Genomic DNA, 25,695 nt, shown 5'->3' with positions numbered 1-25,695 from the left:
AGTATGGAAAGCTGTGTAAACAAAGATATCGCCGCTAGCAACATTAACCTCAGTATCGATATAGAAAATATTGAGGTTAAAGGTCAGTATATTAGTTTGGCTGCACCGATTCATTTGAGTGGTCAGCTTAATATAACTAAGCTATTGATTGATTATCCATTCAATATAAATGCCAGCTCTGAACACTTACTACTACAAATTGGAGTCGATGAGGCAGGGCGTGGACCATTATTAGGTAGCGTTAATGTCGCTGCTGCAATATTGCCAAAAATGTGGTCAGGTCTGATTGAAGATAAGCCGCTACAAGATACTGAGCTGTCGCTCTTAACCGACTCCAAACAGTTAAGTGAAAAGAAGCGCGATACCCTTTATCCATTGGTTCAGCAGTATGCTTTGGGATATATCATAGCTGAGATTCCGGCAGCGGTGATTGATCAGGTCAATATCCTACAAGCGACCATGCTGGGTATGCGCTTATGTACCGAAGAGTTGCTGGTTGCAATAGTAAGTCATATCAACGCTATTGCAGATAATTCGTCGTATGGGCGAAAGTCTGACATATTGTTTGCTGAGTTGCTATTTGATGGCAATCGTTGTCCAGAGCTGGATTATGCCAAGCTTGCAAAGATAGGTATAGCGGCTTCAGCTATCGACTGCCAAGCGTGGGTAAAAGGTGACGCGCGTCATACCAGTATTGCCGCTGCCAGTATCTTAGCGAAAGTCAGTCGCGACCAAACTATGTATCAGCTGCATACTCAGCATCCAGAGTACGGCATTGCCCAGCATAAAGGTTACCCAACCAAGGCGCATATGCAGGCTATTAATGATTATGGCGTGTTACCTGAGCATCGCCGTAGCTTTAGTCCGGTCAGACAGGCACTTGAGAATAAATAGTTTCATCTCTTATAGAGTTATCATTAGCTATTTTCAGCTAAGCCTTATTATCTTATAGGATAAGCGATGACATTCAATAGGTTGACAAATAGCCTTACCTTAATACCTATGATGCTTTTTTCATCGGTATTTTTGAATGCTTGTGAGGGTATCTTCAAGAATAATGCAGAAAGTGGGTCGAATAATTCAACGGCTGCTGATACGGTTCAACCTGATGAGCAAGCAAGCGTAACACCTGCATCATTAGAGGTGGCGGTTGAGTCAACAAGCCCAGTTATTAAGCCATCAGTACCTGAAGCTGATATCGAAATAAATATTAATACGGTTGAGAATAAAAGTTATGAATCAGCGGGGCTGGCAGGCTCTCAATTAATTAGCCGTGAGCGCAGTCAGTGTGGACTAGCGGCAGTCACGCAAAATGACGAGCTGACTAAAATTGCCAATCAACATGCACACTATATCCAACATGTATTGGCCAAATCAGCACCAACGCTATTTAATGTACATCATGAAAATGGGATTACAAATATTAAAGAATGGACAGGAACCAATAACCCGTTTTTTACTGGTATAAGCATGAAAGAGCGTCTGCTGGCTGCTAAATACCCTCGGAACTATAGTGTCGTTGAAAATATCTCGCATACCACTTATTACAATTCGGTAGGTAAGGTGGTCTCCCCGGAGCTTGCGGCAGAAGGCATGGTTAAGTCATTATTAGCCGCGCCGTATCACCTAAGCTCATTAATGATACCCAGTCTAGCCAAAACTGGCACTAGCGTAGTGGCTTATACCCCGTATGGCAAAGATGTAGACACTTATCAGAGCTATGTATTGGTCAATAATTCAGCCACGAGCCACGAGACCGAAAACATCAGTTTTAAAGGAATATTTACCTATCCTTGCGATGGGGTGACAGATACCAATACTGCATTATATAATGAGTCGCCAAATCCGGTCGAAGGTACTAATCGCAACTTGAGTACAAATCCTATCGGGCAGCCTATTTATATCAGCATGCCGACAGCTAATAGCATCAGCGTCAGCAATATTAAGTTTTATGACATTCAGCGTGATATAGAGGTGCCGACTGACTTGTTAGACTATCGTGACGACCCGCATAAAAACACTGCTTATGAGTTGCTCAAAAATGAAGCCTTTATTTTACCGCTCACGGATCGCTTCAAAAGCTGCGAGAGTGGTCGTAGACAAGGTAAAAACTGCGGACTTTATGGTAATAGTGCTTATAGAGTCAGCTTTGAGGTTTTAGTCGACGGCAAAATATTAGAGAAAAAGCAATTCACCTTTACTACGGGTAATGTGAACTAGCAAGCTTTTGATTAAAAGGGTGTTAGTTCACAGCTGTTATTTACAGGCTCCTATTTAAAACCTCTAAAACGATGAATCTGGCTGCTGTAAAAACTCTACTTCTGCAGCAGTTGAAGTTCGACTTAGTGCCTCATTACGATGCGGATAACGTCCAAACTGTTCAATAATAGCTTGATGGCCATAGGCAAAATCTAAGGTTTCAGCATCGTCTAACTGCTCAAATAATGGCAAATAATGATTATGAATAACAATTGATTCAGAATGCATTAACGGCATAATCATAAACTGCCGCCATTGCATGGGTAAGTTATCAAAGCCAGCCTGAAGAATGGCTTCTTGTGCCAGCACCAGAGCCATACCATCTTGAGCAAAAGCGGCTGCTTGCCTGCGACCTAAATTACGCGAAAACTGATCTAATACAATAATCTCTGCTAGTCGTCCGGCTAGATCCGCCATAGCGGTGTTTTTATTATCTTCAGCACGCCGCCAATGCGCACGCTCTCCTTGACATACTGCCTGCCATATTTTGCCAAACTTATCGGCAATCTGTTGATCAAACTTCTCATCTTCTACAAACCAGTATGGTTCGTTATCTTTATTAAACCAAAAGTCTAATACTGCACGGGCATCAGGGTACAGTAGATCAAAGTCACGCTGATTGAGAAAGGTGGAATAATCGCTAGTAGTGCTCATAAGCTATTCTAATTATTACGGGTTTAGTCTACTATAACGAAAATATGACGACCCGTCACAAAGTTATTAATTATTATTAACGGTTATTACTCACAAACATCCCCTGCTATTAAACGCTATTAGGCGACCAATTATGAACTCATCAGCTACTTCACAACCAACACAACCCATAAACGTGCCAACCCCTTATTACTTGCTTGATGAGGCGTTAATCGTTGCCAATATGCAGATTATCGCGCGTCTATGTGAATTGTCCGGTGCTAAGGCTTTATTAGCGTTGAAATGCTTTGCAACGTGGGGCGTGTTTGATGCAATGGCACCTTATTTGCATGGTACGACCTCATCTTCACTCAATGAAGTGCGTTTGGGGTCTGAGACTTTTAACAAAGGTAAAAGCAGTGACAATAAAAAAGAAACGCATGGCTATAGCGTGGCATATAGCGCAGATGAGATTCCAGAAGTGCTTAAATATGCCGATAAAATCATCTTTAACTCGTTCTCGCAACTCAGCGCTTTTAAAGACCAAGCCCATGCGCAAAATATTCCAGTCGGCTTACGTCTCAATCCAAAAACCAGTAACTCATCCTTTATTATTGCTGATCCTGCCCGTCCGTTTAGTCGCTTAGGTGAGTATGATAAAGCACGTATTGCAGCGGTACTTGATGATATCACTGGGGTGATGATTCATAATAATTGTGAAAACGACAGTTTTGAGGCTTTTAGCGCAAGCTTGGCTGATATCGAAGTGCGGTTTGGTGATATCTTACAGCAGCTCGAGTGGGTCAGCTTAGGCGGTGGCATTCACTTTATCGCCCCTGATTATCCACTGGAAAAATTAGCCGAGCGCCTAAAAACCTTTAGTGAAAAATATGGCGTACAAGTTTATCTTGAGCCGGGTGAGGCGAGTATTCATGGCGCGGGCACGTTAGTCACCACCGTGTTAGATATCATGCACAACGAGAAAAACCTAGTCGTGGTCGACTCATCTATCGAAGCGCATATGCTCGACTTACTGATTTATCGTGAGTCAGCGCCGATAGCAGCTGTTAATGGTGAACTCCTTAATATTGCGCCTCTTGATACGGCGCTGAATAATGATACTGCTAATAGTGCACCAATAGCGGAAAATGTTGAATCAGCGGACAACACCATTATCTACGGTCGCTCTTGTTTAGCGGGTGATATCTTTGGTGAATACACTTTGCCACGCAATTTACAGATAGGCGATACGGTTACTTTTGGTAATGCAGCCGGTTATACCATGGTCAAAAAGAACTGGTTTAATGGGGTTAATATGCCCGCAATTGTTATTCGTCGCCTTGATGGTACGATTGATATTCAGCGTGAGTTTGATTACCAAGAATATAAGGCGAGCCTGTCTTAACATAGCGATTGCTATAAGTATCATTTGATGGACGTAATAAACAGATATGATGACCTTTTCGGTAATAATTACCAAAAATAATTATTACCGAAAAGGTCATGAAAATTGTTATAATCGTCACGGGCAAAATCAATCGTTTTGTCCATCGGGTGCGTGGGTTTTCCTCGGTCTTCCTTTTTAATTCACGCATATCATTCACTCGTTTCTGTTTTGCATAGCCATTATTAATGGCACTGACAGGGACACAAAGGAGGATTGTTGCCTTGAAACCAACTCCAAATACCAAACAAGCTAAAAAAGATGTACTCATTATCGGTGCTGGCGGCGTGGCACAAGTTGTCGCGCATAAATGTGCGATGCATAATGACGTGCTTGGCGAGCTTCATATCGCTTCACGTACCTTGGATAAATGTGATGCTATCGCCCAAAGCGTCATCGAAAAAGGCAGCTTTAAGCAGCCAGCAACCTTACATACGCATGAGCTTGACGCGCTTGATATTCCAGCAGTGATTGCCTTGATTAAAAAAACGGGCATCCAAATCGTCATTAATGTGGGCTCACCCTTCCTTAACATGAGCGTACTAGAAGCGTGTATTGAAACTGGTGTTGCTTATATTGATACCGCCATTCATGAAGATCCGCGCAAGATTTGTGAGACGCCGCCATGGTATGACAACTATGAATGGAAACGTAAACAACGCTGTGCCGATAACAACATCACCGCTATTTTAGGCGCAGGCTTCGATCCCGGAATGGTTAATGCCTATGCCAGACTTGGCTATGACATGATGGATAAAGGCTCGGTCACGGATATTGATATCATTGATATTAATGCTGGCAGCCATGGCAAATACTTTGCCACTAACTTCGACCCTGAGATTAACTTCCGTGAATTCACGGGTACGGTTTATTCATGGCAAGACAGTAAGTGGCAGTCGAATAAAATGTTTGAAGTAAAGCGTACTGATGACTTGCCAGTGGTTGGCGTACAAAACAGCTACCTAAGTGGTCATGACGAAATTCATTCGTTATCTGCCAATTTAGACGTGCCAAATATCCGTTTTTGGATGGGTTTTGGTGAGCATTACATCAACGTCTTTACCGTGCTCCAAAGCCTAGGTCTATTATCTGAGCAACCAGTAATAACCGCTGAAGGCTTAGAAGTTATTCCGCTAAAAGTAGTTAAAGCAGTACTGCCTGATCCAAGCTCGCTTGCGCCAAACTATACGGGTAAAACTTGTATTGGCGATAAAGTTAAAGGCAAAAAAGATGGCGTTGATAGCGAGGTATTTATCTATAATATCTCTGACCATAAAGAAGCTTTTGCGGCCATGGGTAGCCAAGGTATCTCTTATACCGCAGGCGTACCACCGGTTGCTGCTGCCATGCTTATCGCCACGGGTGAGTGGGATGCAGGCAAGATGGTCAACGTAGAAGAGCTCGATGCCAAGCCGTTTATCAATCTATTAAACGAGATTGGCTTACCGACTCGTATTAAAGATGCGGATGGTGACAGAGTGTTAGAGTTTGATATCTAAAGTATTTTGTTGAATATTTATTTTTAAATAAAAAGCACCCTATTGAGTGATAACTCGATAAGGTGCTTTTTTAATGATGCATTCTCATTATTAAATTACCATAAGGAAAAAAACGTGTCCCTAGATCAATATAAAGTATTCAACTTGATTGAAGACGTTAAAGAATTAAAGGTCTTACTCATTTTGGAATCCCCTCACATCAACGAATATATCCATCAGCATCCGGCAGCAGGGGAGTCTGCGCTTGAGTTGACCCAGTTTTTAAAGTCACAAGGATATTGTCATGATTTTGACAATCAGCTGCCTATAGGTTGCAATATTAAAACGCTGCACTATAAGTCGCTTGGTATTCTAAATTGCTCTACGTTACCGATGAATAAAGCGTTTTATCCTTGTGTCTTATCAGTTGATGACTTGTCGCAAGTGCATCATTTGACCAGTATTAAACAGGATTTAAATCAAAGCTTAAATCAACATTTAAATCAAAACCATCAGCAAAAACAATATATAAATTTAGCGGAAGAGGTGGTTTTTAAAGATTTTGCGAACCGATTAACCCAAGTGCTTGAGCAATCATCATCTGACATTATTATCGTACCTTGTGGCGACACGGCTACAGGTTTTATAACGACATTTAAAACTATTTATCATCAGCCGTTGATGATATTAGATAGTCTGCCGCATCCTACCGAGTCAGATTGGACTGATAAAATAAATACTATTAGGCTTAATAATACTCTTAACAATGCTATCCCAAAGCAAATGTTGCCTTAATGGGCTAAGTAAGAGCCTGCCATGACGAATGATGAGAAAAAAGCGACGGTGACTAGTGAGACTAAGATAAATATAGATACTATTAGAGAGTGGCTCATTCGAACCACTCGAATGTTTGCGCGGTTTGCCCTTATATTAGCCGTGTTAGGCACAGCTTTAGTCTCGAGCATACGCTTGCATTTACCATTTTATCTGTCTTATGCAATTGTGCTAATTATCTCTGCTGTTTTATTCATCATGTTGGTCATCATCTCTATTGAGAATATTGTCTATAAGTACCTTAAAAAAAGTATTTGGGGTCAAATCGTTATTTATTTATTAGTGGCTTTGATCAGTGCTCTGTCCTATCTATGGGCGATAGGTGAAATCAATAGAATTTTCTTAGTAGATGCTAGCAATCTAGCATTGACGTCAACGTTATTGACCGCCATTCAGTTTTTTAAGTATGCGGTAATGGCATTGTTAAGCAGTTATTTTATCGCTATTGGCTTGTATTTTTTCTATAGAAAATCTGACAGCAAAGTTATAAACAGTGCCTCTACAAGCGATAGTAAGCAACTAAATAAAAAGATAATTCCAGGCGTACTTTTTGTTGTGACTGTAGTAGCATGTTTGCTATCGGTAGGGAAAATCTCTAAATATAGCGACACTATGATTCAAGCATTTGCCCTAAAAGTTGATTTTTACAGTTATCACACTTGCACAGGAGCGGATTTTAAAGACATTGAAGGGGTTCTATTTTTATCGGCCAGTGATATCTTAGTAGCAAAAAAGGTTGAGCCTATGACGTGGGAGTTTAAAAAGGTTAAGTGTGAGCCTTGATTGTTAAATTTAAATTATCATCAAATACCAAGCCAGCTATTCTCCACGTGCTATCAACAAATGACTAATTTTCAAAGTAACTTTTGTGCCTTTAAGCCAGCAGTCTCATTATTGTTGCCTCAAACTTTTTAGCTCGCAAGTTATGCTACTATGCGCCCATCATTTTCCCAAAATTATTACAATACCTAATAAGCCTACTTACTTGTTAGGTGTCAGTAGCATGCAAGGAATGCACTCATGACCAACGACCCATCAGATAACAAATCGGCCGAAGCGCCTGAACAAGACTCCCATTTGCCAAATGAGCAGATTGAAAAAACGCAAACTCCATTTGAGCGCAGTCAATTTGGTGGCACGCAACGTCAGCCTAAAAATAGTGATGATGAACCACCCATATCAAGTAGTGACCTGAAAAAAGGCGCACAAGAATTATCAAAAAATGCGGTCGCTCATATTAACTGGAGCGTGTTGATTATTTCATCGTTGGTGATTGTTGCCTTTTCCATTTGGGCAATCGTGATGCCTGCTGGTGCCAGCACGACCATGAAGACGCTCGTTGATTGGATTGCGACTAACCTCGGTTGGTATTACGTCATTACGATGGTGCTGGTCATTGGCTTTGTGCTTTGGGTGGCGTTATCTAAAGCGGGTAGCATCCGCCTTGGGCCTGATGAGTCGCGCCCGCAGTATAAGCTGGGGACTTGGGTGGCGATGTTATTCGCCGCGGGTGTCGGAATTGATTTGCTGTTTTTCTCGGTAACTGGGCCTGTGGTGCAGTATTTGACCCCGCCTTCAGGGGATGGTGCGAGCGCTGATGCCATGCAAAATGCGGTCGTTTGGACGATGTTTCACTATGGTATTGCAGGCTGGGCGGTATATGCGTTGCTGGGTATGGCCATGGGCTATTTTGCTTATCGCTGGGATATGCCATTATCCATTCGGGCGGCGCTTTATCCTCTATTTGGTAAACGCGTTAATGGCCCTATCGGTCATGGCATTAGCATCTTAGCGTTAGTCGGCACCGTTTTCGGCGTGGCAACCACGATGGGTATCGGGGTGGTCTTACTAAACGTGGGTTTCTCCAAGATTTTTGGTTTAGAGGAAGGGCTGACGTTACAGATTGCTTTGGTTATCGGTGCGGTCATCCTAACCATTGCCGCGACCACTTCAGGGGTTGACCGTGGTATTCGCTGGATATCTGAGCTGAATCTGTGGAGCGCAGTGGCGATGATGGCTTTTATTCTCATCGCTGGCGAGACCGCATTTTTATTAAATGCACTGGTCGAAAACTTAGGTCAGTTCTTTGTCACTTTGCCTGCCCGTATGTTTAAGACCTTTGCCTATGTGCCCGGTAGTAGCGAATGGATGGGCGGTTGGACGCTGTTCTTTTGGGCATTCTGGCTGGCATGGGGACCATTTGTTGGCGTCTTCCTTGCACGCATTTCTCGTGGACGCACGTTACGTGAGTTTGTTATCGCGGCGATTACTGTACCGGTTTTATGTGATTTTATTATTGTTTCTTTCTTTGGCAACTCAGCCCTTTATGAGGTTTTGCAAGGTAACACGGCCTTTGCCGAGCTTGCTATTGAAAGCCCAGAGCGTGGTTGGTATGCACTGCTTGAGATGTTCCCTGGAGCGACTTTTTTAGTTATCCTAGCAACTTTTTCAGGATTGCTATTTTATATCACCAGTGCCAATTCAGGTGCCATGGTGATGTCGAATTTCTCCGCCTCTATTCCTGATCCAAGCGAGGATGGCCCGAAGTGGCTGCGTATCTTTTGGGCAGTATTGACGGCAGTATTGACCATATCGATGCTGATAGCCGGTGGCGTTATCACTATGGAATATGCGACGCTTATCTTTGCGCTACCGGTGACCATTATCGTCTATCTGGTGATGTTCTCTTTTTATAAAGCCTTAAAGATAGAGCAGGCAGAGCGTGAAGGTACTGTATTGCGCCGTCCTTCAATTGCTCCCAGTGGCGGTTATATACCCGAGCGTTCATGGACGCAGCGCTTGGGGCAGATGCTTACTTATCCCTCCAAGCGTGAGTCGATCAAGTTCCTCGAGCGTACCGTACGCCCAGCGCTTGATGATGTTGCCACTGAGTTCCGCCGTCAAGGCTATGATGTTGAGCGTATTAATGCCGATCACGATAGCAATGCAGCTAGTGCGACTGCTTTCGTTGGGAATACGAATATCATCGCCGCCTCAGGGCCGTTACTACGGTTATCGACGGCTGCTATGAATGACTTTTATTATCAAGTCGCTATGGTCAAAACTCCAGCGCCTACTTTTAGTGGCAAAATGGCAGCTGATACTGATATTTATTATCGACTTGAGGTGACCACGCAAACAGGTTCAGGCGGTTATGATTTGACAGGATTAACCAAGCAGCAGGTGATTGACGATGTCCTTGAGCAATATCAAGCTTATCTGACTTTTTTGACTGCTCCTACGGAAACCGATACAGCGTTGACTACTGCAACGCCTATATTGGGCAGTGATTAATATAGTTGTGTAGGTGATGTGAGGATTATGCTAACCGCTACTGTTTGGGCTGAAGAGCAATATTGTATTGAGTGGGGGTTATTTTTGAATTTTTTCTCCGCAGATTCATATTTAAATTTTGCTATATTTATGTTACCCTTTGCGATACTCAACTAATATTGATTTTTTTTGTTAAAGACCTTGTAGTTTATATACAATAGTACGATGCTAATATTTTTTTGTTAGAGTTCTTATAAAAGAATAGTCAGTATCTAGTCAAGAGTCCATGTAATAGATTTATTACGAATATAAAAATCAATAATCCAATACAATAATATAAAATTTAAAACTATTAAAGGCTTACCTTTATAAAATATGAGTGTGAATTATTTATGGATAAACAGGAGATAATGGACTACATCATTAACAATGATGAAATTGATATTTACTATCAATACTTAATTGGTCAGAATGTTTGGTATTTTAAAAATTTTAGCGATGACTCAAGCACAGATTATGATGAATTTAAAAAATTTATTTCAAGAAATTTAGGTGTTCCTTTTAATAACATATCAATTGTTGGTAGTGCTAAGACCAAGTATAGTTTTTCTCCAAAGAAAAAATTTAAGACTTTTGACGATAATTCTGATTTTGATCTGATTATTGTATCAAACGAAATTTTTATGAATATATGGAAGGCTTATAGGCAAGTTGCGCAAGGTCAATACTTAACAGGACATAAGTCTAAATGTAGTAATATTTTTAATGGGTTTATCAGCTTAAATGACAGTGACCCTACGTATGGTAATAATGTTCTTGAAAATTGGCAAAGAAAAGTTTTAACTTTCAAAGCTGAGCTGCAATTAAGATTTAATATTCGTCATGAAGTGAACTATAGAATTTATTCTGATTGGGAATCAGTTCAAGATTACCATATGAAAGGAATAGAGAAACTAAAGGAAGATTTGAATGAAGTTGATTGAATATATAGATATACAACCTCAAAATACTAAATGGCTCTATGATTTACGTCAGAAAGGGTTACTGATAGTTGATAACTCATTTCAAAGAAATTATGTTTGGACACCTAGTATCCAAATAAAGTTAATAGAATCTATCTTAATTGGTTATCCTGTCCCTGAGATTTATTTATGGAATATTGGAACTGATGAGGATAATGGAGATACTAAATACTCTATTATCGATGGCCAACAGAGGTGTGGAGCAATTTTCGATTATATTTCTAACCTCTATATGTTGAAAGCTAATTCACTTGATATAAAAGGCTTAAAATTCGATGAAATAAAAAATAAATTTTTCAAAGACTTAAATACTGAAGATAAAAAAGCGATATGGTCATATATTTTTTCTATTCGACTTGTAAGAAATAATATTGAAAGACCTGATATTGTAAATATGTTTTTAAGATTGAATAGTAATAACCTAACTTTAAATCCTCAAGAGCTTAGGAATGCTGAGTTTCAGGGAGAGTTCATGAATGTGGCATCTCAATTATCAGAAATATCGTTTTGGGATAAGAATTCAATTTTTGGAGTAGCTGATAGAAGAAGAATGAAAGATATTACCTTTATCAGTATTCTATTAATTTTCTTAAAACAAGGTATTCAAGAAGATATTATAAATACAAATATTAATAAAATGTATGACCTCTATAATGAAGTTTATCCATCTAAATTAGACGACATCACGAAATTTGAATTAGTGATTTCATTTGTTGACTCTATAATAGATGGTAATGTTGAAAGAAGAAAGTTTCTAAAAAGTTCGGTACACTTTTATACATTATTTACTACTACTTTTGAATTAACAATGGATACTAAGTTACTTACCAACCAGCAAATAAATAACTATCGTACTTTCATAGATAACTATCACAGTGATGAAGAGTTAATAAGTTGTTTTTCAAACATTGATAGCGTTATATATAAGTATAAAGCTTTAGCAAAAGAAGGAACAAGTAAGAAGAACAACAGAATGGAGCGTCATAACGCCATTAAACAAGTAATGAATTATCCAATTTTGTAACATTTTATAAGGCTAGAAAGAAAAGTTAGATGTTTTACCTAGCTTTCTAGCTCTCAGATTTAATAAGTATAACCAATGCTGCCACGCACATTACTCAAATAAATCAAATACAACGCGCCAGCGAGTAGAGCGATAGCCGCCATGCGCTTATAGTCCAGCGTCAGTTGCGTATTACCAAACCAGCCAAAGTGATCAATCATCAATCCCATAAATAGCTGACCAGCTATGATAGCGACATTAGTCGCAGCAGTACCAATACGCGGCACGGCAAAGACAATAGTAATTAATGCAAAAGTACCAAAAAACGCACCTAATAGCTGCCATTTAGGGACAGTAAACATAGTAAATTCTTGCCGTGGTTCAAAGAAAAGAACCAGTAGCAAACCTACCGTAGCACCGATGATATTGGTGAGCCAAGCGCTGGTCAATACATCAGTTCGCGCACCTAACGCCCCATTAACTGAGGATTGAGCAGCGAGAGCGATACCGCCAAGTAATAACAGTGGAAATAATATCGATAACAATATCTTATCCTCCTTAATAAATAAGCCAAAGCGCGATTAAAATTAGCATTAGAGCGGAGACTCGGTAGATATCAATGGCGCGGCGTTCGCTCCCTAAGAGTCCGAAATGATCAATGAGTAAACTGGCGAATATCTGACCGCTAAGGATGCCCACTATCGTAATGCCAACCCCAACCAGCGGTGTGGCTATTGTCAGTACGATGACATAAGCAGGACCCAAAACACCGCCCATAAATAACCAGCGCGGCTGCTTTAATAACGTAGCAAAAGAGTTACGTTTAAGCACGATCAACGCCAGCGTAGATAACAAACTACCAATAAGAAATATAGAAAAGGTCGCAGAAAAGTGACCAATCTTTTCTCCCAATGGCCCTACGAACGCTGCTTCCATCGCCAAGCTCGTGCCAGCGACTACTACCAATAACAGCATCATGACTTGCTTCATAGCTATCCTTTCTGGTTTTCCCTTCCATTAAAGCCAACATTGTATGGCGATGCTTACGGGTAAGCAACTTGGTAGATTAATAAAGTATAAGCCTTACTTCAGCGCGTCCATATATCAACGAGCACAGTTTAGTGCGTAAGTATATTTAAGCCGCGGGTAATTCTATTTTCTATTAAATCGATGCTATGCTAAAAGCGGTGTGGCCAAGTACCACTATTGCGAATATGCTGAGACAGATGTGAATATACTGGGGATTTATCGGTGCTAAAAATTAAGTCAGTAATACAAGAAGAAGTGACTGGATGTGGCATTGCAGCAGTTGCCAATATTTTAGGCAAAACTTATCCGGAGATTCGAGCTATAGCAAATGCGATGGGCATTTATGCCGATGATACATCGCTGTGGGCAGATACTGAATACGTCAGAAAACTGCTATCGCGCGCTGGGATTACAGTGTCCAAATATGAGACACCTTTCACATCTTGGGATGAGCTACCAGATGTCGCTCTATTAGCTATTAAATATCATTGCGAGAAGGGTATGAACTATTGGCACTGGGTGGTATTTAAGCGTATCGAAGGTCAGTCTGTGGTTTTGGATTCTGTCAGCTATCTGTCCAGTAATATTCGTACAGACTTTGATGCGATGCAGCCCAAGTGGTTTATTGAAGTTAATCCTTGTTAATTCATAGACATGATTAGCAGCATCAAAAATGTATTAACCAAAGTATAAGATCATACAAAGAACTATGGTAGGATTCACAAAAATAATTCTAAAACCTAAATATTTTTATTATAAGGAGCTTACCTTGTCGAATGATTTAACAGCGATTACAGCGTATTTTCTTGAGCTTGATGCTTTAAAGCTGGTTAACCGTCGCACCTATATCGATGGTGGTGCTCGTCTTGAAAACTCTGCCGAACATTCGTGGCATTTGGCGATGGCTTGCTGGTCAATTTCAAGAAGTTTTAATCTTGATATTTCTGAAGAAAAGCTATTAAAACTGGCACTCATCCATGACTTAGGTGAAATCGATGCCGGCGATACTTTTCTTTATGCCAGCGATAGAAGTACCGCGCATACCGCTGAACGTGAAGGGGTCAAGCGTTTAAAAAATCATACAGGTAATGGCGTTGCTGAGCTCTCTGAGTTATGGGAAGAGCAAGAAACAGGCGCTAGCTTAGAAACTAAGTTATTAAAAGTAGTAGATAGAATGTTACCTTTTTTACATAATATTTCTAGCCAAGGTAAAACTTGGCGAGAGCTCGGCATAAAGAAATCTCAAGTATTAGCCGCACATGCATTTATCGCTGAAGACTTCCCTGAAATTCACTCATGGATGCTGGGTAATATTGAAGTGGCAGTAAGTGAGGGCTGGCTGCTTGATCCTTAATAGTTACATGAAACGAAGCTATGAAATGAGGCAATGCAAGGCAGAAGATAAAGTCAATAATGCTTGGCTGAAGTGTTTTTATTGCCAGCTAAAATGTTGTGTATCGAATAGCTACAGAAGAATAGTGTATACCTAATAAGACTATCTAATAATGTATTTAAGATCATCACGATAGGCATGAAAACTATAAATTGTAATGTTACCTTGATTAACTAACAGGACAAGCAGCTATGAAAAAAAGATTAACAACATTTTTAGTTACTGGCATTATGCTGACAGGGTGTACTAAAGCCATTGATACTCAGATGAATAGTATTCACAACAAAGTTCCAACCGTAAAATCAGCTGTTGAAAAAGAATTTGCAGACCTTACAGTACAAGCCAATCAAGGAGATACTAGATCTCAATATAACCTTGGTATGATGTACTTATTTAGCCACGGTATACGTCAAAATACAGTTATAGCGAAAAAGTATTTTATTAAAGCTTGTGACAATGGATATCAATTGGGCTGTAAAAACACAAATGTAACAGACTAGGTATCTAGGTACATAGCTGTCTGTTTAATTCCTAATGTATCGTCCACACTCAAAATACTCCCTAATAACTTATTCAAAGTATTACAAAGCTAAGCTTATCAAGTACACTCAGATGTACACTAATTAAATCCAATAGCCTATACCTATTGAAATCGCTTGGCTACAGCCGAATGTTCAAGTCCTCACTAGGGAACTATATCCTTAGACTTTGCTGAACCTGTTTTTTTTGGGTATGCCTTAGTGAGGTAGTTTCTAATTAAGGCTTATTAACCTGACCCAAAAACAATAACGTATCCGTTTTGTTGTCTTTAATCATAAAAATAAACGGATGATCGGCTTTAAACTCCACCGTCTGATCTATAGGAGCAGAAGCTTCTATTGCTACAATGGCTGTTGCTGCTGCCGCTTCTGTCCCCTTTTCATCGACAATAATTACCGCCTGATGATAAATATCATCAATTTTTATAGGCAGAGGCTGATCAAATAATTTAAAGATAGCTTTGTCTTGAAAGACGCTTGGCATGCCCATATCTGACAGCAAACCTTTCATATCGTAGCGCTCTGCAAGCTTAAATTTTGGTAAGGAAAGATTCACTTCTTGAGTGACTAAGTCTTTAGTCCATTGCTTAATCTTATCAGCACTCAAATCCTGCACCAGCTGTTGCGTCGCGGCTTTGCCTTTTGATTTGGGTAATATCACCAGCATGGATAAGTCATCGCCCTTGTAGGGCAATTGCACGACCTGTACTTGCTTGTCCTCTTTATAGCCGAAATCAGCTTGCATATTCATCATTTTAACATCAGAGGGTGTGCCCATAAGGGGGTGGAAAGGCTGCTTGGATGTACTATTAGCCTCAAAAGGCATTTTCCAATCGCCCTTAAAGTAAACCGCGTTGGTTAATACTGCGATAACACTAGATGGAATACTACCCTTTGGTAGCAACTCAGGAATCAGCTGATTGGTATGCTGAGCAATTTTTTTATTAATGATTAGGCGCGAGGGATCAGGACTGCCTTTAAAATTAAGGTTGGTTACTTGACCACCGTAATAACGTTGTACGGTGTCTACGTATGCCTTGTTAGGCGTTAGCCCTTGTTGCATCCATAAATCATTGACCGTGGCGAGCTTATAATCAGGATTGGGTTTATTAAATTGATTATATAGCGCGGCACTATTGGGGTTGAGAATATCCATTGAAGGATAGTAAAAAGTCTTCTGAATCTGCTGCTTTGTTTCCCCTTCCGCTGCGGCATAAAGCATTGCCATTGCCGTAGACAAACTATAAGGCGAGAAAAATACGTTGTTATCTGATTGATCAGGTTGACCATTTATCTGCTGATACATATCAACGGCGAACTGGTTGCTGGCAGTAGTGACTTTTTCGATGCCATCTGGGGTTGAAGCGGAATCATCAGCAGCAATAAAGCCGTCTTTACTAACGGCTTTATAATCGGAGTTATTTTTATTCTTATCTGACAAAGACGCATTGTTTGGGTTTGATGCGGTATTGGTTATCGTGTCAGTAGGCTTAGACTCTTTCATAGTGCTATCGCAGCCACTGACAATCAATAACAGGCTGCTGATCGCCAATGCACTCATAACACGGTTACCGTATACTTCTTTAAGATAACAATACTGATTATTCTTCATATTTGCTTCACTAATAATGTAGAGTTAAGATGATGCCATTCTAGTATCATCTCTATACAATCGTTTAGCCTAGTTTGGTAAGCGTACTATATTCTTAATGCTAATTAGTGAGTTTAACAGCCTACAGTTCGATGCCTGCATAGCGCACCGAACTTATTCAATGAGTTGATAATTGCTAAACTCATTGGATAAGTTCAATACCCTAGTAAGGATTTGAATATTAGGTTATACGCTATATACTAGTAAGTTGAGCTATTGAAATAATGACAGTGTACTTCGCAGTGTACACTAAGTGAGCTTTTCGAGAGGGATGCACTGTAAAAATAAGGATCATTTATATTGCGTCTTTAAAATAGCTCTTTCGTTAACTAACGCTGGTAATCTAGTATGAGCTGATAACGAGCAGAGAAACTTGCTTAAATGAGAAATGACTATCAGTCATTCGATAGTGATTCCTTATCATCAACGACATAACTATCTTCCCAAACCATATACTGTATTTATGGCAAGTAAATAATCTAGTATAGGCGTAGAAAGATTGTCGAGTGGGTTTCCGTTAAAATTAACCCATTCTAGAGTAGTGAGCTGTAAAAAACTCTCAGGTAGCTCTCTAAGTCCACAATCCGTAAAATTAAGCTTGGTTAGGCTAGTGAGCTGATGAATACTATCTGGAAAAGATTCGAGATGACAGTGAATAAGATTAAGCTCAGTAAGGTTGGTGAGTTGCCCAATGCTATCAGGTAGGCCTTTAAGGTTACAATTAATAAGATCCAGTTTATTTAGGTTTAAGAGCTGTCCAATGTTAGTAGGGAGCTGCTGAAGAGGGCAGTGACTAATAAAAAACTCAGTTAAATTATGAAGTTGCCCAATGCTATCAGGCAGATGTCTAAACGCACAGTGAATCAGATCGAGCTGAGTCAGGTTACTGAGTTGACCAATACTATCAGGCAGATTTTTAAACTTACCATTATTAAGAAAAAGCTTAGTAAGTTTAGTGAGTTGCCCAATGCTGTAAGGCAATGCTGTCAACTCACAGTCAATCAGATCAAGTTCCGTAAGATTAGAGAGCTGACCAAAGCTATCCGGTAAGCATCTAAGCTTGCACCGACTAATAAAAAGTTTATTAAGGTTAGTAAGTTGGCCGATACTATCAGGTAGCTTCTCAAGCTTACTTTCATCAATAAAGAGCTCAGTAAGGTTAGTGAGCTGTCCGATACTATCAGGTAATGCGACGAGGTTAGAGTGCCTAATAGACAGTTTGGTTAGGTTAGAGAGTACTCCTATATTTTGCGGTAAACGACTTGCTTTAATACCACTAATATTTATTTCTGTGAGATTTGTAAGATTAGTGAGTTCGTCAGGAATATAGTCCATTCTATAAACGTTTCTAGAATGTTGTTGATCCCCTTCAGGCTCTAGAATCTCTAGTTTTTTTATTGCTAGTAATGCCTCTTTATGACGAGGAACCTCAGAGTCGAGCAATTCAAATTCGTCTGCCCATGCCCATATTTTCTTAACCCAATTATCGTCAGTATCTAACGTTTTGTTAGCAGTATTAGAGATTTCCTGATGATAGTTAGTATTATCTTGAAACATAGCCTTGCTCCTTAGCCCGCTTGATTGATCAGCATGTTACGCAAATTACCAATGGCTTTAGTGGGGTTTAATCCCTTTGGGCAATACAACACGCAATTCATAATGCCTCGGCAACGGAATAAACTGAACGGATCTTCTAAACGTCGCAAACGTGCCCGAGTATCCGTATCTCGGCTATCAACAGCAAAGCGGTTAGCGTTTAATAGCGCTGCTGGACCTAAGAACTTATCAGGATTCCACCAAAATGATGGGCAAGCAGTTGAACAGCAAGCGCATAAAATGCACTCGTAGAGACCATTCAACTTTTCACGCTGCTCAGGTGATTGCAGACGCTCGGTTGGCGGTGGGGGCTGATCATTGATTAAGTAAGGATGAATCTTTTCATATTGCTCATAAAATTGGTTCATGTCGATGACCAAATCACGAACAACTGGTAGACCGGGCAGCGGACGAATAGTCACCTTCTCAGGCAAGTCATTCATGTTAGTTAAACATGCCAAGACGTTTTTACCATTGATGTTCATACCATCAGAGCCGCAAATGCCTTCACGGCAGGAACGACGAAAAGTGATGGTTTCGTCTTGTTGTTTAAGGCGTATTAATAAATCAAGCAACATACGATCTGAATCTAACAATTCAATCGTATAGCTCTGCATGCGCGGCGCTGTGTCCTTATCAGGGTCATAGCGATAGATTTCGATGGTGCGAGTACCTCGGCTCATAATGCTAAACTCCAGATGTAGGTGATGGTTTTATAGAAAACAATAGCTCTACTTACGAGCGGCTTTCACTTGCGTAGGCGTTACTTCACCACCATTATTTCCCCAAGTATTGAGGACATAAGTCACGACGTTCGCCACTCTTTCGTCATCCAACGCAACGGCTGGCATAACGCTATCATAAACTTCACCATTAACGGTAATCTTGCCATTGAGGCCATGTATGATCGCACTGATGGCACGGTTCGGGTCTTTGAGTAGGTAGTCAGAATTAGCCAATGGTGGAAAGGCTTTAGGGATACCTAGCCCTGTGGGCTGATGGCAGGCGGCGCAGTTATTATCATAAACCGATTTACCCATCTCAATTCGCTGCTGCTTGTTCGCAGCAACTTTTTGCGGGGCAGGCTTAGTATTAGCAATACTTTGCGTGGCGGCGCCTTCTGGCAGATAGACACGATATTTAGTTTTGCCTGAATAGATGCGCTTGTTCTCTTTACCTTCGACTTGCAAAATTCCTAAAGCGCCTTTGTTAAAGGCACGAAAGATAGAGTGGTCAACTAAGATGTACTCACCAGGTACGTCTGTCTTAAATTCAGTAATTGCGGCACCGCCTGACGGTATGAGTGTCGTCTGCACGTTATGATTCTCTGTCGTGCCCCCATTAACATACACTTTATCAAAAATTTCACCAATGACATGGAAAGATGACACTAGATTTGGCCCTCCGTTTCCAACGAATAAACGTACTGTTTCGCCCACATTAGCTTTGAGCGCATTATCACCGGTCAGCGCGCCTACTGAGCCATTAAATAAGACATAGTCTGGGTTCTCTGAGATTGCTTTATCCATATCAAAGGGCTGAAGACCTTGCTGACCGTAGCTACCTTTGGTATAAAAATCGCCCTGCATCACATAGTACTCGCGATCAACTTTTGACAAGCCCTCTTTGGGCTCAACCAATATTAGCCCATACATGCCATTGGCGATATGCATGCCAACGGGAGCCGTTGCGCAGTGATACACATAGAGTCCTGGATTTAACGCTTTAAAATTAAACTCTGAGGTATGACCTGGGGTGGTAAACGACGATGTTGCGCCGCCACCTGGTCCCGTCACCGCATGTAAATCAATATTGTGCGGCATTTTTGAATCAGGGTGATTGGATAAGTGGAATTCGACCTCATCCCCTTCACGAATGCGAATAAACTGACCGGGCACTTGGCCGCCAAACGTCCAAAACTCGTAATCCACCCCATCCGCCAAGCGCATAACGGTTTCTACCGTTTCCATCTTCACTCTGACTTTTGCGGAATAGTCACGATCAATAGGTGGCGGCACTTCAGGGGCATACGTCAATACCGCATCAATAATCGGCAACTCGCCTTCTTCGCTGTTATCTTTACTCGTAGTTTTATCGATAGACGGTTCGGCGGCATTGGTTGCCGTTGTGTCTGTATTGGTTTTATCACAGCCAGTGATGATGGCCAAAGTCCCCAACGCTAACAAGCAAGCCAAGGTTAACTTCGAATAATTAATAACCTTGCTGTGATTAGAAGGGTGGTTGAATAAAAGCATAATAAGTTCCTTTTATTATGTAAGATGAGTCAGACGCTTTTAGTAGTGCATATAAACATCAGTGAAATCATATCCTTGATAAGAGTAAGCTCTTTAATGTTTATCCTAAATGAAAGCTGTTACTTATGCGACTTATATATTCTAAATAAAGTATATATATCTACTTAACAAACAAACTTTCTATAAATTTAAACAATACCCATTGAATAGTTTTTTTAGGTATGCTGTAACCATATAATAGTATGAAAGAATATAGCATTTTCTCATAAGATAAAAAGAGACTCCAAGATTCACCTGAAGTCTCTTTTTAATACGATCTAATTCCCGCTAAATTCACTCTCTTAGTTGAATCTTGTTACCAACGGCTTGCTTGGAGATTTCACCAGTGCTAAATGGCAGACGGATCCAGTCTTTCGCAGAATAACGGCGCGTTTGGTCACGATGATAAGGCCTAGTAGTATCCGCTGATTGTGAGTAGGCTAGTAGAGCTTCTACTACAGGTCCTTGCTCATCAAAAGTGACTGACTGCATGTAAGTTGGGCCATTAATAATTGGACCGTAAGTACCATCGACGTTTACAGTGGTTATAGATTTAACGCCATCCCTAACAATATCCCTATTCCGCGACTGTGCAACATTGAAGACACCTTCACGACCTAATCCGCCATGCATAGAGATTTTCTCATTATTTTTGCCAGCATCGATCACATATTGCAAATCAGCTAATGAGGCATCAAGAGCTATGTCTTTATCTTGAAAAAACTTGATGGCATCGCCTAGAGCGGTACGCGTATTATCACTGATAATGAGACCACTAGGTGTATTGACTGGGTTATTCACATCAAACTTAACCTTAAATAGCTTATCTGTAGTTTCATCAAATTTAACATTACTCCAAAACTCTCTGAAAACATGAGCCCCTTTGCTATCCAAGTTGTTACGACGATCCCAACTACTTAAAATATTGCAAGCTTGAGTACCATTGATAGTATCAGTACTATCACTCAAGGGTAGGTCTGGCTCAGCTAGACAATTTACTAAAACATCGTCAAGTACCAACTCAGCGACATAACTGCGGTTACCATAAACCACTTCTTGCATATTATCTAAATTGAATGTGTTTCCGCCTAAATCGTCCTTATTGCTTAATCGATCGGCTATCTGAGTAAGTCCCATCCGCGAACGCATCAGTAACGGTACACCATCTACTGCATTAGGCCCTAGGAAAGGTACTAAGCGACGGCGTAGTAATGGAGAAAACTCAGTTAATGGTTGTTGAGGATTGCTTAGCCAATAGCTATCGTTGGAGTTGGCAACATAGTCATCACGGATCAAGGACGGTAAGTTGCTGCCTCCAAAAATACCAGCTTGTGGTGAGTCGGCATCATCGCCCCATTCACAGTCTGCTGTACTGCCATTAAGCGCTGGCAGATCTACTGCAATCAATGCGCCAAGGACTGGACCAGCGTTGGTACTACAAGCTTCTAACTTATCTTTAGTAACATGCGGTACGGTTGAGATGTCAGCATAGAGTGCTTTACCGTAACGGTCGGTCGCTATCGTATTAACAAAACCAAGCCCAAGCGTACTTTTCATTCTTGTAACCAAGTCTTCTACGTTTTTAGCCTTATTCATGCTACGCCATTGATTCAATGCACGTGGATTCTCTGAGGCGGCATCGCGGATAGTAAAAGCTAGATTGCTAGTGCCCCAAGCTGGCAAGGCACCATTAACCTTATCGACTGCTAGCATAGGACCATATTGCGATAGATAGATAGGTCGTACCAGTGTTTGATCATTTGGTAGTTTAATAGTAATAGGAACCGCTTCGATATCACGTTGCTCAAACACACCAGCGCTGTTTTTATAGTTATACTTCATTGGATTGCCATTCACCAGACTAAGCTGATAAAGGGTAAAGCGCTTAGCAGTCGATACGGTATGGCTCCAAGCAACGTCTTTGTTAAAGCCAATATTAATGAAGGGTTGACCTTGTTGCGCGGCACCCATCACATCAAGCTCACCTGGCATGGTCAAGTGAAACTCATAAAAACGTTGCACCCCCTCCCATGGCTCATGCGGGTTGCCATACATGACACCACTGTTTGTACCAGTTGCTTCGCTACCGAATGCATAAGCGTTACTACCACCATTCATAATGTTGATTGTGTTCATATCAAATGCAGGTGCTGAGTCTACTACGGGATCTGAAGCCTCAACACTACGCATTCTTGAACTGCCTATCACACTATTCTGTACAGGCGGCGCTGCTGCAACGATTGGACCGACGAAGTTAGAGAGTCCACCGCGCAAGTTGGCTTTGCCATAAACGATCAATAAATCATCAATGGTGATCTCACGTACCCACTCAGCATTAGCACAAGCAGGGTCAATATTGGCAACCCCTTTATCACGCAGATAACGGCTGTAGCCTGCGGCATAGCCTGTTATCGCATCAATCACTTCAGGGTCTTGTGCCGCCAGAAATTCAGCTCGCCTAGCTGGAGAGTTATACCAAGTATAGAAAACATCGCTAGCCATATTACCCTCAGTACCTAGATACAGCATACTCTCACCGCTGGCTACAACCAACTCACGAGCTAGCGAGCAGATATTATCCTCGGCAAAAGCATAACCCACACCGTAGCCCAGTCCTTTATAATCTCTTGCAGTGATATGTGGTATGCCGAACTCAGTACGTTGAATATCTGCTGAATAAGTTGTAGCGGTGTCAGTATCAGTAGGTGGAAAAAATGCGTCATTGTTGTCTCGGTCTGAACAACCGGACAATACAAGAGAGACCGCCACTGTCAGTAGCGTTAGTATTGGCACATGCCGATGAAGAATATTGGTGCTCATAAGCTTATCCATCCATGGTTAAGAGTTGTTATTTAAAGCCGCAATGCAAGATTATCCATCAGACCTTAAGCTATCAATAAATTCCTTTTTATTGCTAGTGATTTTGCTGCTTCATATTTGGGTTGATATTTTCAAAAACCCTTATGCCAGTGTTAGCAGGCGTAAGACATTCTGAATAAACCCACAGTATAACGAGATACATTGTAGAAACACTTGTCCATCATATAACACTTCCACTGGTAATAATATTGCTACTTATGGGCTAATATATAAACGACCAGGGTGTAATAGCTATGATGGCATAGTAATAGCTAGATTTAAAATCAGGGATAATATTATCTCTAAGTAATTATTAGCGTATAGTTTAGGTTCAATAGTGATAAATATTTATAGGGTGATGTTATGAATGCTCTAGAGCTAAAAGTTCCTACTGTGCTGCAAGTTCTGGCTACAGGCGCTGCGATGTATGGCGTATCCAAAACGTTGCCAGCGTTGCAGTTTTCTATTTCTGACTCAAAGTGGCTGGGCGGTGGTTTAGCTATCATAGGTTTGGGCATTGGCGTAATGGGTGTCACTGAATTTAAGAAAGCCCAAACCACGGTTAACCCGCACACGCCTGAAAGGTCTGAGCACTTAGTAACCAGCGGAATCTATCAATATAGTCGCAACCCCATGTATGTAGGCTTGGTATTTATTTTGCTAGGCTGGGCACTATATTTGTCTCACTTAATAGCGTTTGCTTTAATCATCATTTTTATCAAATATATGAGTCGCTTTCAGATTCAGGCAGAAGAGAAGATCATGACTGAAAAGTTTGGCGATAAGTATAAGGCTTATTTAGTGCGGGTACGGCGTTGGATTTAATGGTGAACAAGGCTATTTGGATATCAAAGTTGTTTAAATGTTGACTATTGTTAGAGAGTAAATATTAGAGGATAAAAGATGCAACTTGAAATCAACTTCATTGACGCTTTTACTGACACGCTTTTTAAAGGCAATTCAGCAGCCGTTATTATTACCGATAACTGGTTAAATGATGATTTAATGCAGTCTATTGCGCTGGAAAATAACCTATCTGAGACTGCTTTTTTAGTAGCTGATAAAGCAGATACGTTAGAGGAAAAAGATCAGTCCGATAAAATAGCCAGTTATCATATCCGCTGGTTCTCACCACTGACAGAAATTGATTTTTGTGGTCACGCAACTTTAGCTTCTGCCTTTGTTCTATTCAAAAAGCAGCCTAGTTTGATCACTATTAAGTTCTTGGCAAAAGCAGTGGGAATATTGACGGTTATACAGGCAGACTCTGGTAAAATTCAAATGGATTTTCCTAATAATAAACCTGAAAAGCTTGATAGCGATAGTATTCATGAGAGTTTATTAGCGGGTTTATCCATCGCGCCAGTAGAGGTCTATCGTAATGCGCAAGCTTATTTCGTCTAGATGTAGTGGTGACTTGCCAAGCCCAATCAGAGATTTTTGCTAAATACGATTTCATTTCTAGATACTTTTGGCCTGCGAATGGTAGCGGCGAAGACCCAGTGACTGGTTCCGCGCATACAGGGCTTGCGCCGCTTTGGGCAGAGCGTTTGGGTAGCAATAAATTAATGGCCTATCAAGCATCAAGTCGCGGCGGAATAATTGAGTGTGTGGTAGAAAAGGATAGAGTGCTTATCTCTGGTAATGCAGTGCACTATTTAACCGGATTTATTACGGTTTAAAATTATAAATACCTATTTTTTACGAATGGCGGTTATTTGTTATTAAAGCTTTACTGAAGGAGTGAGTTGTTTTGCCTGAATTAAAAACGGTCGGCCTTTTTATTCTCACAGCACTGGCGGAGATTGTTGGTTGTTACTTGCCATATCTGTGGCTGCGTGAGGGCAAAACCATTTGGCTTCTGGTTCCAGGTATATTTAGCTTAATTGCTTTTGTATGGTTGTTGACACTGCATCCTACTGCGGTAGGGAGAGTTTATGCGGCTTATGGCGGGGTATATATTGCGATGGCCATTCTCTGGTTATGGACGGTCAATGGCATTCGGCCAACCCTGTGGGATATAGTAGGGTCTGCGGTGGCGCTATTAGGCATGGCGATTATTATGTTTGCGCCGCGCAGTAGCTAGGTTATGGTGCTCAGCTTGTTAAGCCCAGCTCATTGCTCATTGCTCATTAGCTGAAAGCTACCAATTAAAAAAGGCCAATCGAACCATTAGGTTCGATTGGCCTTTTTTACACTTAATATTAATGCTTGCCTAAAATACTATTATTATCTTCTTTCTTCGATTGTTTAGCCGCTTTTTTCTCTTTTGCGGTTAATAACGGCTTCTTTTTTACATTCTTTTTACTATCTTGACCTTTACTCATGATGTTATCCTTTTGTATGAGAGGCTAATACCTATTAAAATCAGTATAGCCCTAAGGCTGA

General features: G+C 40.8%; 23 protein-coding genes and 1 pseudogene. 15 read left to right on the top strand and 9 right to left on the bottom strand.

The window, feature by feature from the left end; translation table 11 throughout:
• Positions 1 to 3 precede the first annotated feature (3 nt).
• Together ES754_RS03560 and ES754_RS03555 are read left to right on the top strand one after the other, a co-directional pair.
• Complete coding sequence (locus ES754_RS03560; RefSeq protein WP_147223256.1) at positions 4 to 894, top strand: ribonuclease HII; 891 nt, start codon at positions 4 to 6, stop codon at positions 892 to 894.
• A gap of 66 nt (positions 895 to 960) precedes the next feature.
• Complete coding sequence (locus tag ES754_RS03555; RefSeq protein WP_147222113.1) at positions 961 to 2,220, top strand: CAP domain-containing protein; 1,260 nt, start codon at positions 961 to 963, stop codon at positions 2,218 to 2,220.
• Between the two features lie 63 nt (positions 2,221 to 2,283).
• Here ES754_RS03555 and ES754_RS03550 read toward each other — a convergent pair whose 3' ends face one another.
• Positions 2,284 to 2,913: a DUF924 family protein gene (locus ES754_RS03550; protein WP_147222111.1), complete on the bottom strand. Its 630-nt coding sequence runs from the start codon at positions 2,911 to 2,913 to the stop codon at positions 2,284 to 2,286.
• A 133-nt stretch (positions 2,914 to 3,046) separates the two neighbouring features.
• Here ES754_RS03550 and ES754_RS03545 point away from each other — a divergent pair, with 133 nt between their 5' ends.
• The 7 genes from ES754_RS03545 to ES754_RS03515 all read left to right on the top strand — a co-directional run bounded on the left by ES754_RS03545 (position 3,047) and on the right by ES754_RS03515 (position 11,967).
• Positions 3,047 to 4,297 (top strand): carboxynorspermidine decarboxylase, encoded by a 1,251-nt coding sequence (locus tag ES754_RS03545; protein ID WP_147222109.1) that lies wholly within the window; start codon positions 3,047 to 3,049, stop codon positions 4,295 to 4,297.
• A gap of 263 nt (positions 4,298 to 4,560) precedes the next feature.
• On the top strand, positions 4,561 to 5,835 hold the full coding sequence (locus ES754_RS03540; RefSeq protein ID WP_147222107.1) for a saccharopine dehydrogenase family protein: 1,275 nt from the start codon (positions 4,561 to 4,563) through the stop codon (positions 5,833 to 5,835).
• A gap of 114 nt (positions 5,836 to 5,949) precedes the next feature.
• Entirely contained in the window at positions 5,950 to 6,609 is a 660-nt protein-coding gene (locus tag ES754_RS03535) for a hypothetical protein (RefSeq protein WP_147222105.1), read from the top strand.
• A 21-nt stretch (positions 6,610 to 6,630) separates the two neighbouring features.
• The gene (locus ES754_RS03530; protein ID WP_147222103.1) at positions 6,631 to 7,431 is read left to right on the top strand and encodes a hypothetical protein; all 801 of its coding nucleotides are present in this window, start codon (positions 6,631 to 6,633) and stop codon (positions 7,429 to 7,431) included.
• Between the two features lie 237 nt (positions 7,432 to 7,668).
• Entirely contained in the window at positions 7,669 to 9,942 is a 2,274-nt protein-coding gene (gene betT, locus ES754_RS03525) for a choline BCCT transporter BetT (RefSeq protein ID WP_147222101.1), read from the top strand.
• Positions 9,943 to 10,313: 371 nt separating this feature from the next.
• Positions 10,314 to 10,904: a hypothetical protein gene (locus ES754_RS03520; protein WP_147222099.1), complete on the top strand. Its 591-nt coding sequence runs from the start codon at positions 10,314 to 10,316 to the stop codon at positions 10,902 to 10,904.
• Positions 10,891 to 11,967 (top strand): GmrSD restriction endonuclease domain-containing protein, encoded by a 1,077-nt coding sequence (locus ES754_RS03515; protein WP_147222097.1) that lies wholly within the window; start codon positions 10,891 to 10,893, stop codon positions 11,965 to 11,967. The genes ES754_RS03520 and ES754_RS03515 overlap by 14 nt, the downstream gene beginning before the upstream one ends.
• Before the next feature lie 59 nt (positions 11,968 to 12,026).
• Here the strand turns inward: ES754_RS03515 and ES754_RS03510 are convergent, their stop codons facing one another.
• Together ES754_RS03510 and ES754_RS03505 are read right to left on the bottom strand one after the other, a co-directional pair.
• Entirely contained in the window at positions 12,027 to 12,491 is a 465-nt protein-coding gene (locus ES754_RS03510; RefSeq protein WP_170231072.1) for a DMT family transporter, read from the bottom strand.
• A 13-nt stretch (positions 12,492 to 12,504) separates the two neighbouring features.
• Positions 12,505 to 12,936: a DMT family transporter gene (locus ES754_RS03505; protein WP_147222093.1), complete on the bottom strand. Its 432-nt coding sequence runs from the start codon at positions 12,934 to 12,936 to the stop codon at positions 12,505 to 12,507.
• A gap of 261 nt (positions 12,937 to 13,197) precedes the next feature.
• Here ES754_RS03505 and ES754_RS03500 point away from each other — a divergent pair, with 261 nt between their 5' ends.
• From ES754_RS03500 to ES754_RS03490, 3 genes are all read left to right on the top strand, one after another.
• Positions 13,198 to 13,620, top strand: a complete 423-nt coding sequence (locus tag ES754_RS03500; RefSeq protein WP_228267756.1) for a cysteine peptidase family C39 domain-containing protein — start codon at positions 13,198 to 13,200, stop codon at positions 13,618 to 13,620.
• Between the two features lie 124 nt (positions 13,621 to 13,744).
• Positions 13,745 to 14,329: an HD domain-containing protein gene (locus tag ES754_RS03495; RefSeq protein ID WP_227677717.1), complete on the top strand. Its 585-nt coding sequence runs from the start codon at positions 13,745 to 13,747 to the stop codon at positions 14,327 to 14,329.
• Between the two features lie 230 nt (positions 14,330 to 14,559).
• A complete protein-coding gene (locus ES754_RS03490; RefSeq protein ID WP_147222090.1) occupies positions 14,560 to 14,868 on the top strand; it encodes a tetratricopeptide repeat protein in 309 nt (102 codons plus the stop codon).
• Between the two features lie 256 nt (positions 14,869 to 15,124).
• Here the strand turns inward: ES754_RS03490 and ES754_RS03485 are convergent, their stop codons facing one another.
• From ES754_RS03485 to ES754_RS03465, 5 genes are all read right to left on the bottom strand, one after another.
• The gene (locus ES754_RS03485; RefSeq protein WP_147222088.1) at positions 15,125 to 16,519 is read right to left on the bottom strand and encodes a serpin family protein; all 1,395 of its coding nucleotides are present in this window, start codon (positions 16,517 to 16,519) and stop codon (positions 15,125 to 15,127) included.
• 474 nt (positions 16,520 to 16,993) lie between these two features.
• The gene (locus ES754_RS03480; protein WP_147222086.1) at positions 16,994 to 18,115 is read right to left on the bottom strand and encodes a leucine-rich repeat domain-containing protein; all 1,122 of its coding nucleotides are present in this window, start codon (positions 18,113 to 18,115) and stop codon (positions 16,994 to 16,996) included.
• A gap of 11 nt (positions 18,116 to 18,126) precedes the next feature.
• Complete coding sequence (locus ES754_RS03475) at positions 18,127 to 18,837, bottom strand: succinate dehydrogenase iron-sulfur subunit (protein WP_147222084.1); 711 nt, start codon at positions 18,835 to 18,837, stop codon at positions 18,127 to 18,129.
• A gap of 48 nt (positions 18,838 to 18,885) precedes the next feature.
• Entirely contained in the window at positions 18,886 to 20,409 is a 1,524-nt protein-coding gene (gene nirK / locus ES754_RS03470) for a copper-containing nitrite reductase (RefSeq protein ID WP_147222082.1), read from the bottom strand.
• Between the two features lie 333 nt (positions 20,410 to 20,742).
• On the bottom strand, positions 20,743 to 23,268 hold the full coding sequence (locus tag ES754_RS03465) for a penicillin acylase family protein (RefSeq protein ID WP_147222080.1): 2,526 nt from the start codon (positions 23,266 to 23,268) through the stop codon (positions 20,743 to 20,745).
• 402 nt (positions 23,269 to 23,670) lie between these two features.
• Between ES754_RS03465 and ES754_RS03460 the strand changes: the two genes are divergently transcribed.
• The 3 genes and pseudogenes from ES754_RS03460 to ES754_RS03450 all read left to right on the top strand — a co-directional run bounded on the left by ES754_RS03460 (position 23,671) and on the right by ES754_RS03450 (position 25,393).
• The gene (locus ES754_RS03460) at positions 23,671 to 24,132 is read left to right on the top strand and encodes a methyltransferase family protein (RefSeq protein WP_147222078.1); all 462 of its coding nucleotides are present in this window, start codon (positions 23,671 to 23,673) and stop codon (positions 24,130 to 24,132) included.
• Between the two features lie 78 nt (positions 24,133 to 24,210).
• A pseudogene (locus tag ES754_RS03455) lies at positions 24,211 to 24,989 on the top strand (PhzF family phenazine biosynthesis protein).
• A gap of 71 nt (positions 24,990 to 25,060) precedes the next feature.
• Positions 25,061 to 25,393, top strand: coding sequence for a YnfA family protein (locus ES754_RS03450; protein WP_147222076.1), 333 nt, complete (start codon positions 25,061 to 25,063; stop codon positions 25,391 to 25,393).
• 118 nt (positions 25,394 to 25,511) lie between these two features.
• Here the strand turns inward: ES754_RS03450 and ES754_RS12325 are convergent, their stop codons facing one another.
• Positions 25,512 to 25,634 carry a hypothetical protein gene (locus ES754_RS12325; protein ID WP_265090706.1) on the bottom strand — a complete coding sequence of 41 codons (123 nt, stop codon included), beginning with the start codon at positions 25,632 to 25,634 and terminating at the stop codon, positions 25,512 to 25,514.
• Between the last annotated feature and the right edge of the window lie 61 nt (positions 25,635 to 25,695).

The organism is Psychrobacter frigidicola, assembly GCF_007997305.1.
Classification (GTDB): domain Bacteria; phylum Pseudomonadota; class Gammaproteobacteria; order Pseudomonadales; family Moraxellaceae; genus Psychrobacter; species Psychrobacter frigidicola.
Note: the sequence above shows the minus strand (reverse complement) of the source record. Positions and strands in the feature narration are given on the sequence as shown.